Consider the following 14,614-nt stretch of genomic DNA (forward strand, 5'->3'; position numbering starts at 1 on the left):
CTGGACCATACTTGATTCACACAGCGAGGAGGACAGGTTCATGCACCGCAGCGACGTGTTGATCATCGGTGCCGGCCCCACCGGGCTGGTCCTGGCGTTGTGGCTGAGCAAACTCGGCGTGCGCGTGCGGATCGTCGACAAAACCTCCGCCCCCGGCACCACGTCCCGGGCGCTGGCCGTCCAGGCACGGACGCTGGAGTTGTATCGCCAGCTCGGACTGGACGACGCCGTGGTGCAAAACGGACATCAAGTAACGGCCGGCAATTTCTGGGTAAAGGGTGAGCCCGTGGCGCGCCTGCCCCTGTCTCAGATCGGTGAAGGCCTGACGCCCTACTCGTTTCTCGAGATTTTCCCCCAGGACGAACACGAACGGCTGCTGATCGAGCGCCTGAACGCTTTCGGTATCACAGTGGAACGCAACACCGAACTGGCGGACTTCGAGCAAACCGCAGACGGCATCACGGCCACGCTGCACTTGCCCGACGGTCAGCAGGAAATCTGCCAGGCCTGTTACCTGGCCGGATGCGATGGTGCCCGGTCGATTGTGCGCAAAACCCTGGAGACCGGGTTTCCCGGCGGGACTTACCAGCAGATTTTCTACGTCGCCGACGTACAGGGCAGCGGCCCGACATTCAACGGCGAACTGCATGTGGACCTCGACGAGGCAGACTTCCTCGCCGTGTTCCCGCTGGCCGGCAGTGGTCGTGCGCGCTTGATCGGCACGGTACGCGACGAACGCGCCGAACACGCCGAGACCCTGCGCTTCGAGGATGTCAGCAGCAGGGCCATCGAGCACATGAAGGTGAAGATCGAGCAACTGAACTGGTTTTCGACCTATCGCGTACATCATCGGGTGGCGGATCACTTCCGCAAAGACCGGGCGTTTTTACTGGGGGATGCCGCCCACGTGCACAGCCCGGCGGGCGGCCAGGGCATGAACACCGGGATTGGCGATGCCATCAACCTGGCCTGGAAACTGGCGGCCGTGTTGAGCGGCGGCGCAGAGGCCAGACTGCTCGACACCTATGAAACCGAGCGCATCGCGTTTGCACGCAAACTGGTGGCCACCACCGACCGGGTATTTAACTTCGTCACTGCCGATGGGCGAATTGCCGACTTGCTGCGTACACGCCTGGCCCCGTTCTTGATACCGAAAATAACCTCGTTCGAAACCTCTCGCGAATTCATGTTTCGCACGGTGTCGCAGATCACCCTCAATTATCGTGGAATGCCGCTGAGCACGGGCGTTGCCGGGCACGTGCATGGTGGCGATCGCCTGCCCTGGGCCCATGACGGTGAGGGGGATAATTTTGAGTCGCTCAAGTGCCTGACCTGGCAGGTGCATGTCTATGGCGACACCAGCGACGAGATGATCGCCTGGTGCCACGAGCACCATTTGCCACTGCATGTGTTCGACTGGCGACCGGCGTTCGAAGCCGCGGGCCTGGGGCGCAACGGCTTTTATTTGTTGCGGCCCGATACCTATGTGGCGATTGCCGAAACTTGCGCGGACCCGAAAGTGATCGAACGGTATTTCCGTGATCACGGGATCCGGCCGTTTTTCGGCGCGCCCTGAGAACACCACATCTCCCTGTAGGAGCGAGCCTGCTCGCGATGGACTCAAGGGCGCCGCGTTTAGTCAGTAAACACGTGTCATCGTTAACGACCATCGCGAGCAAGCTCGCTCCTACAAGGGGGATATGCGCTGGTGCCTAGATCCCCGCCAGCGCCAGGTCCATCGCAAAGTACGTAAAGATCAGGTCTGCCCCGGCGCGTTTGATCGCCCCCAGGCTCTCGCGCACCACACGGTCTTCATCGATGGCCCCGGCCTGGGCGGCAAACTTGATCATCGCGTACTCACCGCTCACCTGATAGGCCGACAGCGGCAGGCGTGAGGCTTCGCGGATGTCGCGGATGATGTCCAGGTATGCACCGGCCGGTTTGACCATCAGCGCATCAGCGCCTTCCTGTTCGTCGAGCAACGATTCGCGTATCGCTTCGCGGCGGTTCATCGGGTTCATCTGGTAGCTTTTACGGTCGCCCTTGAGCGCACTGCCGCCGGCCTCGCGGAACGGGCCATAGAGCGCCGAAGCAAATTTGGTCGAATAGGCCATGATCGCCGTCTGGGTAAACCCGGCATCATCGAGCGCCCGGCGAATCGCCTGGACTTGCCCGTCCATGGCCGCCGAGGGGGCGATCACGTCGGCACCGGCCCGGGCCGCCGCGACGGCTTGCCTGCCGAGGTTGATCAGGGTCTGGTCGTTGTCGACTTCATGGTTGTGCAGTACGCCGCAATGGCCGTGGTCGGTGTACTCGCAAAAGCAGGTGTCTGACATTACGATCATTTCCGGCACCGCGTCCTTGGCGATGCGCGACATGCGCGAAACCAGGCCATCCTCGCGCCAGGTGTCGCTGCCGCTGCTGTCCAGGTGGTGGGAGACGCCGAAGGTCATCACTGACTTGATCCCGGCACGGGCGTAGCGCTCGATCTCGCCGGCCAGCTTCGACTCGGGAATGCGCATCACGCCGGGCATGCTGTTGATCGGCACGAAGTCGTCGATTTCTTCTTCGACGAAAATCGGTAGTACCAGGTCGTTCAGGCTGAACTCGGTCTCCTGGAACAGGCTGCGCAGGCTCGCATTGCGGCGCAGACGGCGTGGGCGTGCTTCGGGGAACTGACTGGACATGGGTTTTCCTGAATTTCAGAGGACAAGATGTAGGAGCGAGCTTGCTCCGGGCGGCGTTCCGACGATGGTCGTAAACGATAACGCGCATTGTCTGAATGTTCGCGTTGCCCTTACGTTTTTCGCGAGCACGCTCGCTCCTACAGGCAAGAGGTTTAATTCGAGATTGGTTTCGGGATTTCCAGCCCGCGCACCACCGCCGGTCGCGCCAGGAAGCGTTCCAGCACCCGCGTGACGTTAGGGAAGTTCTGGATGCCCACCAGATCGCCGGCTTCATAGAAGCCGATCAGGTTGCGCACCCACGGGAAAATGGCAATGTCCGCGATGGTGTAGCGCTCGCCCATGATCCATTCACGCCCTTGCAGACGATCGTCCAGCACCTTGAGCAGGCGCCTGCTTTCCTCGACGTAGCGGTCACGGGGACGCTTGTCTTCGTAGTCCTTGCCGGCGAATTTGTTGAAAAACCCGAGCTGGCCGAACATCGGACCAATACCGCCCATCTGGAACATCAGCCACTGAATCGTTTCATAGCGCGGTGCCGATTCCTGGGCCAGCAGTTGCCCGCTCTTGTCGGCCAGATAGATCAAAATCGCGCCCGACTCGAACAGCGCCAGCGGCCGGTCGTCCGGACCGTGGGGGTCGAGGATCGCCGGAATCTTGTTGTTGGGATTCAGGGAAAGAAATTCCGGGGACATCTGGTCGTTGGTGTCGAAGCCTACCCGGTGAGGTTCATACGGCAGGCCGATCTCTTCGAGCATGATCGAGACCTTGACGCCGTTGGGGGTCGGCAAGGAGTACAGCTGAATCCACTCCGGATACTGGGCAGGCCATTTGCGGGTGATGGGGAATGCGGACAAATCGGTCATGGGCACGATCCACGAAGACATTGAGAGTGACGATCATAATGTAGATATCGGCTCAGCGATCCCTTGAAGCCATCGATCTCGCTGATAGGCGAGATCAAAAGAAATCACGACGGTTTCAACGCCATCCGGTGTAGCGTGTCCACAATTGTGCAACATCCTGTCGATAACCTTCGCTGCAAACCCGTGAAGGTTACCGGTACATTGCCGCCCACTCGGCCGGAATCGAACCAAACGGGCTCAGGGGACTCTGAGAACCACCTCTTTGATGACGGACCGGCTTCAATGACATGGAAAACACCCGACGCAGGACAATCGTGGTGTAGAGGTTTGTCAGCCTTAACCGAATTGCGCTGAAGACCCTTTACACATGAATCTGTTTAATTTTGCCAAACGCTTCAAACATCGCGCTTACCTTTTGTTGCCCGCCTTATTGGTGGTTAGCGCGGTGTGCCTGACGCTGGAGTCCGGCCTGAGTCGCGCCCAACCGATGGATGGCACCCAGACGCTGGTCTTCCTGCGCCACGGGGAAAAACCCGCCGGAGGCCTGGGCCAGCTCAATTGCCAGGGACTGAACCGCGCCATCGACCTGGCCACGCTGCTGCCGGAAAAGTTCGGCAAGGCCAACTATGTGTTTGCGGCGAACCCGACGCGTAACGTCGAGGAAGGCGAGCTCGACAATTCCTACAGTTACATCCGCCCACTGATGACCATCAGCCCCAGCGCCATCAAGCTTGGTCTGCCGGTGAACATCAACTTTTCCGCCAATGACACCAGTGACCTGGCCGATGAACTGCTGCACGACAAGTACCACAATGCGGTCATCTACACGGCCTGGTCCCACGGCTATCTGCCGGAGCTGATCAACAAGGTTGCCGGCGACGCCACCGGCAAAAAAATGACCATCACGGATGACTGGGAGTCCAGCGACTACGACTCGCTGTATGTACTCACCCTGACCTGGCACAACGGCAAGGCCAGCTTGCAGAGCCATGTGTACAAGCAAGGCCTGGATAATGGTGCCGAAACCTGTCCGACCTGAAACCTGTAATGCCTGATCCGGCCTCATCGCGAGCAAGCTCGCTCCCACATTGGATTTGCAGTGTGATCACGAAGGCATGAGCACTACTGAACCCTGTGGGAGCGAGCTTGCTCGCGATAGGGCCAGTTAAACCTACATCACTTTCGTTGATTCACTCGCTCACGCAGATACTCGAGAACCGCCCCCCGCTCCCCGACAAACTCGATCCGCGCGTCTTTCTTCTCCCGCTGAAACGCATACATCGGATCGTAATACTCGCACAGCAGGCCTTCGATCCAGCCCCGGTGCAGATCCACCGCGCCACTGCGGGCCTGCTCGGCCAACGCATCCTCCATCAAAACCAGCATGCGCCGATGACGTTCGCCACCCAGGCGCTTCTGCACATTGTTCAGGCTTGCCAGCAAGCGTTCGGAAAACAGCGCAAAGCCCTCCTCGCCATGCACGTCGATGAATTCGGCGCACAGATCCACCACGTAATCGCGCAGGATCCGCTCGACCCGCCCTTCCAGGCTGTCTTCAAGCCACACCATCGGAAACTGCTGCATGCCCTGGTAAAGCGGCAACGGCAAGGCACAACTGCCCACCGCACGGCTTTCGTCTTCCAGTACGAACTGCTCGATGCCCCGGGCGCGTTTTTTCAGTACGTCTACGGCCAAGCGGTTTTCGAAGTCGATATTCGAGGGTTGGCCCGTGGCGCGCTTGCCGAAACTGGAGCCGCGATGGTTGGCATGACCTTCAAGGTCCACGGCATTGTCGAGTTGCGTGAGCACCTCGGTTTTGCCCGTGCCGGTCATCCCGCCCAGCAAGACGAAATTGCACTGGGTCACGGCTTGATCGAGGGTGTCCAGCAGGAAGGTTCGCATAGCCTTGTAGCCACCGCCCACCCGTGGATAGTCGATGCCGGCCTCGTCCTTGAGCCATTGCTGGACAATCTGCGAGCGCAGGCCGCCGCGAAAGCAATACAGCAGGCCATCCGGATGCGCCCGGGCAAAATCGGCCCAGGCCTGGATGCGTTCGGCCTTGACCGCGCCCGACACCAGTTGATGCCCCAGCACGATGGCCGCTTGCTGGCCGTGCTGCTTGTAGCAGGTGCCGACCCGCTGGCGTTCATGGTCATTCATCAACGGCAGGTTGATCACGCCGGGAAACGCCCCCTTGTTGAATTCGACCGGCGCGCGGGCATCCATCATTGGCCGGTCGTTGAGGAAGATGTCGCGGTAATCAGTGCAGTCGACGAACATCAAAACACCTCGACTGCGTTGCTCTGTCGCTCGACCAGTTCACCGATCGGTTCCAGGCTCAGGCCCAGTTCGGCGGCCACCGAGAGGAATTGCTCGTTGCCTTGAGGCGTCACGGCAATCAGCAGGCCACCGCTGGTCTGCGGGTCGCAAAGCACACGTTTGTGCAGCTCCTGAAGGCGTCCGAGCTTGCTGGCGTAGCTGTCGAAATTGCGCAGAGTCCCGCCCGGTACGCAGCCTTGTTCCAGGTAATACTCCACCCCCGGCAGGCGCGGTACGCGGTCATACTCAATGCGCGCCGTGAGCTGGCTGCCGTCGGCCATTTCCACCAGGTGCCCGAGCAGGCCGAAACCGGTGACGTCAGTCATCGCGGTCACACCGTCGAGCTTGCCGAAACGGCTGCCGGGTTTGTTCAGGGTGCACATCCAGTCCCGGGCCAGGCCGATGTCGGCGTTGCGCAATTTGCCCTTTTTCTCGGCCGTGGTAAGGATGCCGATCCCCAAGGGCTTGGTGAGGTAGAGCAGGCAACCGGCCGTGGCGGTGTCGTTGCGCTTCATGTGGCGCTTTTCCACCAGACCGGTGACGGCCAGGCCAAAGATCGGTTCTGGCGCGTCGATGGAGTGCCCACCCGCCAACGGGATGCCCGCCGCGTCACACACCGAACGACCGCCGCGTATCACTTCCCGGGCAACTTCCGGGGCCAGCACGTTCACCGGCCAGCCCAGAATCGCAATCGCCATCAACGGATCGCCGCCCATCGCATAGATGTCGCTGATGGCATTGGTGGCGGCAATTCGACCGAAATCGAAGGGATCGTCGACGATCGGCATGAAAAAGTCGGTGGTCGAGACCACGCCGCGTTCATCATCGATTGCATACACCGCCGCATCATCGCGCGAGGCATTGCCGACCCAAAGTTTCGGGTCGAGGTTCTGCGCCCCACTGCCGGCCAGGATCACTTCCAGCACCTGGGGAGAAATCTTGCAACCGCATCCAGCGCCGTGGCTGTACTGAGTCAGGCGAATCGGCTCGCTCATAGGGGTACCTCATTGGGTCAATGGGCCGATTCTAGCAGAGCGAGGCATGCGCAAGGCGTTGCGTGGCCATGGACCTTGTGGGAGCGAGCCTGCTCGCGAAAGCGGTGTGTCAGGCACATCCATGCTGGATGTGCCATCGCCTTCGCGAGCAGGCTCGCTCCCACATTGATTGCGGTTACGGCAGCAAAATCACTTTGTCACCACTGCCCTGATTCACCTCGGCATAACGCTCCAGGCCTTCGGCCAATGGCGACTCGAACAAGCCCTGGGGCAACGGCAACAGGTCTTGATCGAAGAACCGGCCGAACTGTTCGAGCATCGCCGCACACGCCTGCACCCCGTACAGCAACGAGTTGATCCCCACAACCGAGCCACCCTTGCGATACAACGCCAGGGCCGGCAACTGCACGTGACCGTCCACGGGTGCCGCGATGATCGCGATGCGGCCGAACGTGGCCAGGGCCGCTACCGAGGCCGGCAGCCAGAAACCGGTGGTGTCGAAAATCACGTCGGCGCCGCCGGCATACACCGCGTTGACCTGTGCGCCCAGGTCTTCGGGTTTATCCAGTTGCAGGGTCTGGTAGCCCTGGTCCTGCAAATCCTTGACCTGCTCCGGACGCCGCGCGGCCGCCAACACCCGGGCACCGCGCACCTTGGCCAAGGCCAGCGCGGCACTGCCGACTGCCCCGCCACCGATGACCAGCAATCGGGTTTCGGCCGTCACCAGACTGCGCTCCAGCGCATCCCACGCCGTGGTGTACGGCACGCCAAGGCTGGCGGCCTGGGCAAAGCTCAGATGCGTAGGTTTGAGCGCCACGCCGTTGGCCGGCAGCTTGACGAACTGCGCGTGGGAACCGTCGGCGAAAAAGCCCAGTTCCTTGCCCGTGCCCCAGACTTCCCGACCGATCATCGCCAGCGGGCCGGCCACGACAACACCGGCAAAGTCACGACCGGGAATCCGCGGCAAGGTGGTGTAGGGAAAACGTCCCAGCACATTCTTCACATCGCTGGGGTTGAGGCCAGCGGCCTTGATCTCGACCAGCACTTCATCGGCGCCGGGAACGGGGGTAGGCACCTCAACGTAGCGCAGGGCCGAGAGATCACCGGTTTTATCGAATTGCAGAGCTTTCATGGGCGTATCCATCGAGTCGAAAAGGGTTCAGGAGATCCAGCCAGCCACCAGCCCCCGCCCCATCGGCCAGAGCTTTTCGCCAGCGAGCATGCCGAGCAGGCCCACCAGGGCGATGGCCGGGGGTGCGGGGGAACGAAAATCCAGGGCGCCGTAGAGCAGACCGACGCCCAGACCGATGGCCAATGACACGAGGTAGTTCATCGCAGACTCCGGGGCAATTGAGGTATGCGCCAAGTCTAGGGGGCGACGCCTTTGACCATCGGTCAAGTGCTTCTGAATTTCGGCCAAAGCCTGGCTTCGACGAAATCAGTCCTGGCGTTGCGCCGCAGGAAACTGCGAAGGGGCAACGCCCAGCTCACGACGAAACATGTCGCTGAAGCTGCTCGGCGAATATCCCAGCTCCCGGGCAATCGCGCTGACCGGTACGCCCTGGATCAGCTCGGCCACCGCCGTCGCCAATTGCACCTGACGCCGCCACTCGGCGAAGCCCATGCCCAAACCGTCCTTGAACAGCCGCGCGAGGGTGCGCACGCTGGCTCCGGCATTATCCGCATGTTGTTCGAAAGGAATGTCCAGTGATGGCGCGGCCATGACCGCCTGACACAGGTTCATCAGCCGTCGGTCGGAATCGTCCGGCAGCGGAATTTTCAGCAGCGAACGCCTGGCCCGCTTGAGTTCCAGCAGCGCCAGGCCCACCAGCGCGTCGTAATACTCGGGCGCCCCGTCGTTACCCTGCTCCACCAGCCCGACGATCAGTTCGCGCAGCAAACCGCCGACCTCGATCACCTGAACGCTGTCATCCAGGGTCGCCGCCAGGGACGGCCGCAGGTAGATATTGCGCATTTGCAGGTCCGATACCACACGGATGCCATGCGGCACGCCGGGCGGCAACCACACCGCCCGTTGCGGAGGCACCACCAGCGCCTCATGCGGCGTCTCGACCCACATCACCCCGCTCATCGCATACAGCAACTGGCCCCAGACGTGCTCATGGGGCTCGATGTACAACCCGCGCGGATAGGTGCGGGCCAGCGGTTGCACAGGCACATCGGTGTCACTCAGGTCAGGTGGTGCGGCGAGGGCCATGGTCTATGTTCATTGGGTACGGGAAGGCTTCATGGTAACGAGGCGCCGAACGTGTCGCCAGCAACCGCCGGTATCTGACAATCCGAGTGAATTTTTCTGATGGCGCGCGATCCTTTTATGTACAACAGGGAGGAACCGGGGCTTTATGAACAGTGCAAAATTATTCGTCATCGAGTACACCCTCCATGGTGCTCCGAAATCATTCATCATCCGACTGGAAAAAATGGATAACGCAGAAGCCTGGCATTGGGCGAGTTGTGACGCGGGGGTGGGGCGAATCCCCCGATTCGGACGCGAGAAGGTGCAAAAAACCAGCAAGCCGATGGCTGAAAAATTCGGCGTGGAAAACGTCAAGTGGCGGCCGGCGAACTAATATCCGGTAACCATCAGGTTCGGGGGAAGGGATATGAGCGCAACACCCGTCAACAGCCCTGTGCAACTGGACTACGATCTGGACACGCCGAGCGGCCGCATCACCAGGAGCACCGAGTGCCGAATCGGACTGGAACAGGTCGAAAATGACCCATTCTGCTTCGCCATACGCGTCCCGGTGCCTCTGCCGGAAGATCTGGAGCAAGCCAAGACCCTGGTGCTGCGGGTCGAAGGGCGGCGCTTGCAAGGCACCGTCCGCCACAGCGAACGCCTGGAAGATGACAGCCTCAGGCTGGAAGTGGAGCCGGACTAGGCTCCACTTTTGCGTATGCCGTGGTTTTCAGTGGGCACACTTGCAGCCTTGGGAGGCGCACTCCTCGCCGTGCTCGTGATGCTTGGCACAGGCTTCACAGCAATAGTGCTTGCCGTGACGCACGATCGGGTGCTCGCCGAGTTTGCAGGAACACTTCGGACAATCGCATATACGCTCAGTCATGGGTTTGACTCCTGTGGGTAGTGGTCGTCGGGGGGAGATGAAAACAACCCGTGCTTTTCAGTGTAGGGGTCGACTGCAACACCGCAACAGCGCGAATCGCGCACTACTTGAGTCCTTGATGAATTATCCGTTTCGCGAGGACTGGGAATGACGCGTAAGAGGCGATGCCACACTGATTATCTTTGTTTCTGGACATCCTTATATACCCGGCCTCCCCCCACTCCGGCCCCCTGCTATTTTTCACCAGCCAATAATCCTCGCCATCTTCGGTGCCATAACCAACAATAAGCACGGCGTAATTCAAATCATTTTCATCGCAATCTTCATCATTCAATACCCCGCCGGAGTATTTTTTAAAGTTGTCGGAAGCGTCAATCGCCGCCGATACCGGCCCTTTGGCTACGGCCTGGCGCAGTGCCTCCTCGTCGCCACGAGGAATATTCGTATAGGTCACCGTATTGGCGGCGACAGCCTTGATCATGCCTGCATCACAGCGTCCCCCGCCGCCTGTGTAAGGGTAATATTCTTCTGACTGAATACCGTGTTGCTTGACGTAGTCATAGGTGTAATCCATCAGCCCGCCATCACATCCTTGATTACCTTGCTCACTGCTGCAATCAAGAATCTGCTGCTCGGAAAGCTCGACCAGTCTTTCGGTTTGCAAAAACAATGCGCCCTCCAGGGCACCCACCGCTGAAAAAGCATAACCGGAGCCACAAGTCCCCAATTGCTTGACTCTGGTAACAGCTCCCTGGGTACGCCAGTCCACTGAGCTTGGTATATCCAGAGCCTGTGCCGTCACGGTAACGGCACAGCCGCCAACCAGGATGAAACATGAGAGTTGCCAAAACCTCATACTTAGCCCCTGTTTCTATATGGTTTGCAGTTACCTCGCTATGTCATTGAAATGAAAGACCAATAAGCCAACGGCAACAACTGTCAAATATGACAGTTGTTCAATACTGTTTAGTTATAAAAACCACACCATTTCGCGTTGTTAACCATAACTGTCAAATACGGAACTGCCCGACCAGGCTACCCAGGCGCTGACCGAGGTCGGCCAGGCTGCGAGAGGTTTGCGCGCCGAGTTGGGTTTCGTCGGCGACGCTGTCCACCGCCACGGCAATCTGGTGCACGCTGCGATTGATCTCTTCGGCCACGGCGGTCTGCTCTTCGGCGGCACTGGCAATCTGTGCGTTCATCGAGTTGATGGTCGCGATCAGCTGAGCCATGGTGTCCAGCGAAGCCCCCGCCTCGTTGGCCTGGGCCGAGGTGCCGTCGCCGGCCTCGCTGGAGCGACGCATCGCCTCCACCGCCGACTGGGTGCCGGCCTGCAAACGGTCGATCATGCCCTGGATTTCCTGGGTGCTGATTTGCGTGCGGCTGGCCAGCGCCCGCACTTCATCGGCCACCACCGCAAAGCCGCGCCCGGCCTCGCCGGCGCGGGCGGCTTCGATGGCCGCGTTGAGCGCCAGCAGGTTGGTCTGCTCGGCAATCGAGCGGATCACCCCGAGCACGCTGACAATCGACGACACGTCTTTTTGCAGGCTGTCCAGGGACACGCCGCTGCTGCGGATGTCGTCCACCAGGGCATGGATCTTCTCGATGCTGCCGGCCACAACACGCTTGGCCGCCTGCCCTTCTTCGTCGGTCTGCTGGGCTGCTACCGCGGCGTTCTGCGCGCTCTTGGCCACTTCCTGGGCCGCCGCCGACATTTCGTTGATCGCTGTGGCCACCTGATCGGTTTCGTGACGCTGGCGTTCCATGGCCTGGTCCGAACGGTTGGCCTGGTCGGACACCTGGTTCACCAGTCCGGTCAGTTGCGAGGTCATTTCGGTGATCTGCCGTACCAGGCCGTGGATCTTGTCGACGAAACGGTTGAACGAGCCGGCCAGTTCACCGAGCTCGTCCTGACTGGTGATGGTCAGGCGGCGGGTCAGATCGCCCTCGCCCGCCGCGATGTCGTCGAGGTTGGCTTTCATCAGATGCAGCGGACGCAGAATGGTGTTGGCCAACAACATCCCGGCAGCAGCGATCACCAACAGCACCACGACTGCTACGCCAACGATACTCAGCACCATGCCTTGCATGCGCTCCTGGACCTTGGCTTCGACCACGGCCACTTGTGCTTCGATGCCGTCGAGGTTGACCGCGGTGCCGACCGCCATGTCCCACTTCGGCAGGTATTCGGTGTAGCCGAGCTTGGGCACCAGCACCTGGGTGTTGCCAGGCAATGGCGAGCTGTATTGCAGGTAGTGCGTACCGTCCTTGGCGACTTTCACCAGGTCGCGGTTGACGTAGACACCGTTCGGGTCGCGGTTGTCCTTGAAGCTCTGGCCCACGCCCTCGGGGCTGTTGGCCTTGAACAGGCGCACGGTGTTGGAGTCGTAACCGAAGAAGTAACCGTCCTTGCCGTAGGTGATGCTCGACAGCAGCTTGATCACTTGGGCCCGCGCCGCCTCATCGCCGGGGGCGGCGGCGTCGTAGAGCGGTTTGATCGTGGTCATGGCCACGGCCACGTAGCTTTGCAAGGTTGCCTTGGCATCGCTGAGCAGGCGCTCGCGGGTCTGCTCGACTTCCTTGCGCGCCTGATCCTGAAGAATGAACAGCGTGGTCAGGCTGATGACCAGCGCAAACAGCAACACCGGGAGGACGGCAAGGGACAGGACTTTGGCCTTGAGGCTCATGCGCATGACGTTCACTCCTTTGATTTTTGTTGGCGTGGTTAAAAGCTTTAACGGCACGCCAGGGCAAAAGTTGAACGCAGTCAATCGGAACAGTAGAGCCCCCTGTGGGAGCGAGATTGCTCGCGATAGCGGACTGTCAGCCAAATAGATGTTGACTGTTTCACCGCCATCGCGAGCAAGCTCGCTCCCACATTTTGATCCAGGGTAATCAGAAGGGAATTGGTTACAGGACCATCGCAGCCACCCAGCCGAACGCCAGCAACGGCAGGTTGTAATGCAGGAAGGTCGGGACCACGGTGTCCCAGATGTGATGGTGCTGGCCATCGATGTTCAGGCCGGAAGTCGGGCCCAGGGTCGAGTCGGAAGCCGGTGAACCGGCGTCGCCCAGGGCACCGGCCGTGCCGACGATGCACACGATCGCCAACGGGCTGAAGCCCAGTTGCACGCACAGCGGCACGAAGATCGCCGCCAGGATCGGCACGGTGGAGAACGATGAGCCGATGCCCATGGTCACCAGCAACCCCACCAGCAACATCAGCAAGGCGCCAATGCCTTTGCTGTGATCGATGTACGACGCCGACGACTCGACCAGCGTCTGCACCTCACCGGTGGCCTTCATCACTTCGGCAAACCCCGAGGCGGCGATCATGATGAAGCCGATCATCGCCATCATTTTCATGCCTTCGGTGAACAGGTCGTCGGTGTCACGCCATTTGACAATGCCCGACACCGAGAAGATCAGGAAGCCGACCAGCGCACCGATGATCATCGAATCGAGCAACAACTGAATGATGAACGCCGCCGCGATGGCCACGCCGGCCACCATCAGGCTCAGCGGGTTGTATTGCACCGCCACTTGCTCGACCTGTTCGATCTTCGCCAGGTCGTAGACACGCTTCTTGCGGTAGCTGACAAACGCGATCAGCAGGCCCGCCACCATGCCCAGGGCCGGAATGCCCATGGCGTGGGTCACGTTGATGCCGCTGATGTCCACGCCGCTGCGGGCGACGTTGGCCAGCAGGATCTCATTGAGGAAGATGTTGCCGAAGCCCACCGGCAGGAACATGTAGGGCGTGATCAGGCCGAAGGTCATGACGCAGGCGATCAGTCGACGGTCCAGTTGCAGCTTGGTCAGCACATAAAGAAGCGGCGGCACCAGCAACGGAATAAACGCGATATGTATCGGCAAGATGTTCTGCGAGGCGATGGCCACGACCCAGAGCAGGCCAATCAGCAGCCACTTGACCTGGCCACCGCCGCTGGCGTGCTGGCGATCGACCATGGCCAGGGCCTTGTCGGCCAGCGCATGGGCCATGCCGGACTTGGCAATGGCCACGGCGAAAGCACCGAGCAAGGCGTAGGACAACGCCACCGTCGCCCCGCCACCGAGGCCGCTGTTGAAAGCCTTGAGCGTCGCCTCGATTCCCAGGCCACCGGTCAAGCCACCGACCAGCGCACCGACGATCAGGGCGATCACCACATGCACGCGGGACAGGCTGAGGATCAGCATGATGCCGACCGCGGCAATTACTGCATTCATTTCATTACCTCGATACAAACGAAAAGACTCCGTCCGGCAGTCTGCGAAGAGCCACCAGCGGATTAAGGAATGGGTTTTATTAGAGGGCGCGCACTGTGCCGCAGCGTCACCTCCTTGTCAAAGCACCTCGACGCTGTCGATATGTAACGACATGTCATGACCTGTAGGAGCGAGCTAGCTCGCGATGCACCTGAGAGCACCGGGGGGGATCAGGTTTCCATCGTCATCGTTGACGACCATCGCGAGCATGCTCGCTCCTACAAGGGGGAAGTGGTTGATCGCCGATAGACGGGATAAAGAAACCAAAATCCCGGCCGTTACAGTGCAAAGTCTCAGATATTTATCGAATAAGGACGTCTCCATGTCGCTCAGACAACTTTCCATTCAATGGAAAATCACCCTGCTGGCCGGGCTGTGCCTGGCGGGCATCGTGACCC

The 14,614-nt window shown here is 60.4% G+C and carries 15 protein-coding genes and 1 pseudogene; 4 read left to right on the top strand and 12 right to left on the bottom strand.

Annotated elements, in window-relative coordinates:
- Positions 1-40 precede the first annotated feature (40 nt).
- Entirely contained in the window at positions 41-1,576 is a 1,536-nt protein-coding gene (locus PSJE_RS24350) for an FAD-dependent oxidoreductase (RefSeq protein WP_090456803.1), read from the top strand.
- Positions 1,577-1,712: 136 nt separating this feature from the next.
- Here PSJE_RS24350 and hemB read toward each other — a convergent pair whose 3' ends face one another.
- Complete coding sequence (gene hemB, locus PSJE_RS24355; RefSeq protein ID WP_090456805.1) at positions 1,713-2,687, bottom strand: porphobilinogen synthase; 975 nt, start codon at positions 2,685-2,687, stop codon at positions 1,713-1,715.
- A 152-nt stretch (positions 2,688-2,839) separates the two neighbouring features.
- Positions 2,840-3,550, bottom strand: a complete 711-nt coding sequence (locus PSJE_RS24360) for a glutathione S-transferase family protein (protein WP_090456807.1) — start codon at positions 3,548-3,550, stop codon at positions 2,840-2,842.
- 367 nt (positions 3,551-3,917) lie between these two features.
- Between PSJE_RS24360 and PSJE_RS24365 the strand changes: the two genes are divergently transcribed.
- Entirely contained in the window at positions 3,918-4,589 is a 672-nt protein-coding gene (locus tag PSJE_RS24365) for a hypothetical protein (protein WP_057714013.1), read from the top strand.
- A gap of 137 nt (positions 4,590-4,726) precedes the next feature.
- Here the strand turns inward: PSJE_RS24365 and mnmH are convergent, their stop codons facing one another.
- From mnmH to PSJE_RS24390, 5 genes are all read right to left on the bottom strand, one after another.
- The gene (gene mnmH, locus PSJE_RS24370; protein ID WP_057714012.1) at positions 4,727-5,830 is read right to left on the bottom strand and encodes a tRNA 2-selenouridine(34) synthase MnmH; all 1,104 of its coding nucleotides are present in this window, start codon (positions 5,828-5,830) and stop codon (positions 4,727-4,729) included.
- Positions 5,830-6,864: a selenide, water dikinase SelD gene (selD, locus tag PSJE_RS24375; protein ID WP_057714011.1), complete on the bottom strand. Its 1,035-nt coding sequence runs from the start codon at positions 6,862-6,864 to the stop codon at positions 5,830-5,832. The genes mnmH and selD overlap by 1 nt, the downstream gene beginning before the upstream one ends.
- 175 nt (positions 6,865-7,039) lie before the next feature.
- Positions 7,040-7,996, bottom strand: coding sequence for a quinone oxidoreductase family protein (locus PSJE_RS24380; protein WP_090456809.1), 957 nt, complete (start codon positions 7,994-7,996; stop codon positions 7,040-7,042).
- Between the two features lie 27 nt (positions 7,997-8,023).
- Positions 8,024-8,197, bottom strand: a complete 174-nt coding sequence (locus tag PSJE_RS24385; protein ID WP_079246732.1) for a DUF1427 family protein — start codon at positions 8,195-8,197, stop codon at positions 8,024-8,026.
- A gap of 105 nt (positions 8,198-8,302) precedes the next feature.
- Positions 8,303-9,082 carry an AraC family transcriptional regulator gene (locus PSJE_RS24390; RefSeq protein ID WP_057714009.1) on the bottom strand — a complete coding sequence of 260 codons (780 nt, stop codon included), beginning with the start codon at positions 9,080-9,082 and terminating at the stop codon, positions 8,303-8,305.
- A 145-nt stretch (positions 9,083-9,227) separates the two neighbouring features.
- Between PSJE_RS24390 and PSJE_RS24395 the strand changes: the two genes are divergently transcribed.
- Complete coding sequence (locus tag PSJE_RS24395; protein WP_057714008.1) at positions 9,228-9,455, top strand: DUF6555 family protein; 228 nt, start codon at positions 9,228-9,230, stop codon at positions 9,453-9,455.
- A gap of 33 nt (positions 9,456-9,488) precedes the next feature.
- Positions 9,489-9,767, top strand: a complete 279-nt coding sequence (locus PSJE_RS24400) for a hypothetical protein (protein ID WP_090456811.1) — start codon at positions 9,489-9,491, stop codon at positions 9,765-9,767.
- Between the two features lie 27 nt (positions 9,768-9,794).
- On the opposite strand, the gene PSJE_RS24405 is transcribed toward PSJE_RS24400, so the two are convergent.
- The 5 genes and pseudogenes from PSJE_RS24405 to PSJE_RS24420 all read right to left on the bottom strand — a co-directional run bounded on the left by PSJE_RS24405 (position 9,795) and on the right by PSJE_RS24420 (position 14,177).
- Positions 9,795-9,950: a metallothionein gene (locus PSJE_RS24405; protein WP_079246731.1), complete on the bottom strand. Its 156-nt coding sequence runs from the start codon at positions 9,948-9,950 to the stop codon at positions 9,795-9,797.
- Positions 9,951-10,053: 103 nt separating this feature from the next.
- Positions 10,054-10,806 carry a C1 family peptidase gene (locus PSJE_RS24410; RefSeq protein WP_090456813.1) on the bottom strand — a complete coding sequence of 251 codons (753 nt, stop codon included), beginning with the start codon at positions 10,804-10,806 and terminating at the stop codon, positions 10,054-10,056.
- A gap of 154 nt (positions 10,807-10,960) precedes the next feature.
- Positions 10,961-11,782 carry a methyl-accepting chemotaxis protein gene (locus tag PSJE_RS32300; RefSeq protein WP_372884022.1) on the bottom strand — a complete coding sequence of 274 codons (822 nt, stop codon included), beginning with the start codon at positions 11,780-11,782 and terminating at the stop codon, positions 10,961-10,963.
- A gap of 84 nt (positions 11,783-11,866) precedes the next feature.
- Positions 11,867-12,961: pseudogene (locus PSJE_RS32305) on the bottom strand (cache domain-containing protein); the annotation flags it as partial.
- Positions 12,861-14,177 (bottom strand): Na+/H+ antiporter family protein, encoded by a 1,317-nt coding sequence (locus PSJE_RS24420; protein ID WP_056722503.1) that lies wholly within the window; start codon positions 14,175-14,177, stop codon positions 12,861-12,863. The pseudogene PSJE_RS32305 and the gene PSJE_RS24420, both read right to left, overlap by 101 nt.
- Positions 14,178-14,614: the final 437 nt, after the last annotated feature.

Origin of the sequence: Pseudomonas jessenii (assembly GCF_002236115.1) — a bacterium.
GTDB lineage: Bacteria > Pseudomonadota > Gammaproteobacteria > Pseudomonadales > Pseudomonadaceae > Aquipseudomonas > Aquipseudomonas jessenii.

Excerpts from the sequence above, each read along its gene's own strand:
- PSJE_RS24365 (WP_057714013.1), top strand. The coding sequence starts at position 3,918 with ATGAATCTGTTTAATTTTGCCAAACGCTTCAAACATCGCGCTTACCTT.
- PSJE_RS24395 (WP_057714008.1), top strand. The coding sequence starts at position 9,228 with ATGAACAGTGCAAAATTATTCGTCATCGAGTACACCCTCCATGGTGCT.
- PSJE_RS24350 (WP_090456803.1), top strand. The coding sequence starts at position 41 with ATGCACCGCAGCGACGTGTTGATCATCGGTGCCGGCCCCACCGGGCTG.
- PSJE_RS24360 (WP_090456807.1), bottom strand. The coding sequence starts at position 3,550 with ATGACCGATTTGTCCGCATTCCCCATCACCCGCAAATGGCCTGCCCAG.
- PSJE_RS24405 (WP_079246731.1), bottom strand. The coding sequence starts at position 9,950 with ATGACTGAGCGTATATGCGATTGTCCGAAGTGTTCCTGCAAACTCGGC.
- selD (WP_057714011.1), bottom strand. The coding sequence starts at position 6,864 with ATGAGCGAGCCGATTCGCCTGACTCAGTACAGCCACGGCGCTGGATGC.
- PSJE_RS24400 (WP_090456811.1), top strand. The coding sequence starts at position 9,489 with ATGAGCGCAACACCCGTCAACAGCCCTGTGCAACTGGACTACGATCTG.
- hemB (WP_090456805.1), bottom strand. The coding sequence starts at position 2,687 with ATGTCCAGTCAGTTCCCCGAAGCACGCCCACGCCGTCTGCGCCGCAAT.
- PSJE_RS24390 (WP_057714009.1), bottom strand. The coding sequence starts at position 9,082 with ATGGCCCTCGCCGCACCACCTGACCTGAGTGACACCGATGTGCCTGTG.
- PSJE_RS32300 (WP_372884022.1), bottom strand. The coding sequence starts at position 11,782 with ATGACCTCGCAACTGACCGGACTGGTGAACCAGGTGTCCGACCAGGCC.
- PSJE_RS24410 (WP_090456813.1), bottom strand. The coding sequence starts at position 10,806 with ATGAGGTTTTGGCAACTCTCATGTTTCATCCTGGTTGGCGGCTGTGCC.
- mnmH (WP_057714012.1), bottom strand. The coding sequence starts at position 5,830 with ATGTTCGTCGACTGCACTGATTACCGCGACATCTTCCTCAACGACCGG.
- PSJE_RS24420 (WP_056722503.1), bottom strand. The coding sequence starts at position 14,177 with ATGAATGCAGTAATTGCCGCGGTCGGCATCATGCTGATCCTCAGCCTG.
- PSJE_RS24380 (WP_090456809.1), bottom strand. The coding sequence starts at position 7,996 with ATGAAAGCTCTGCAATTCGATAAAACCGGTGATCTCTCGGCCCTGCGC.
- PSJE_RS24385 (WP_079246732.1), bottom strand. The coding sequence starts at position 8,197 with ATGAACTACCTCGTGTCATTGGCCATCGGTCTGGGCGTCGGTCTGCTC.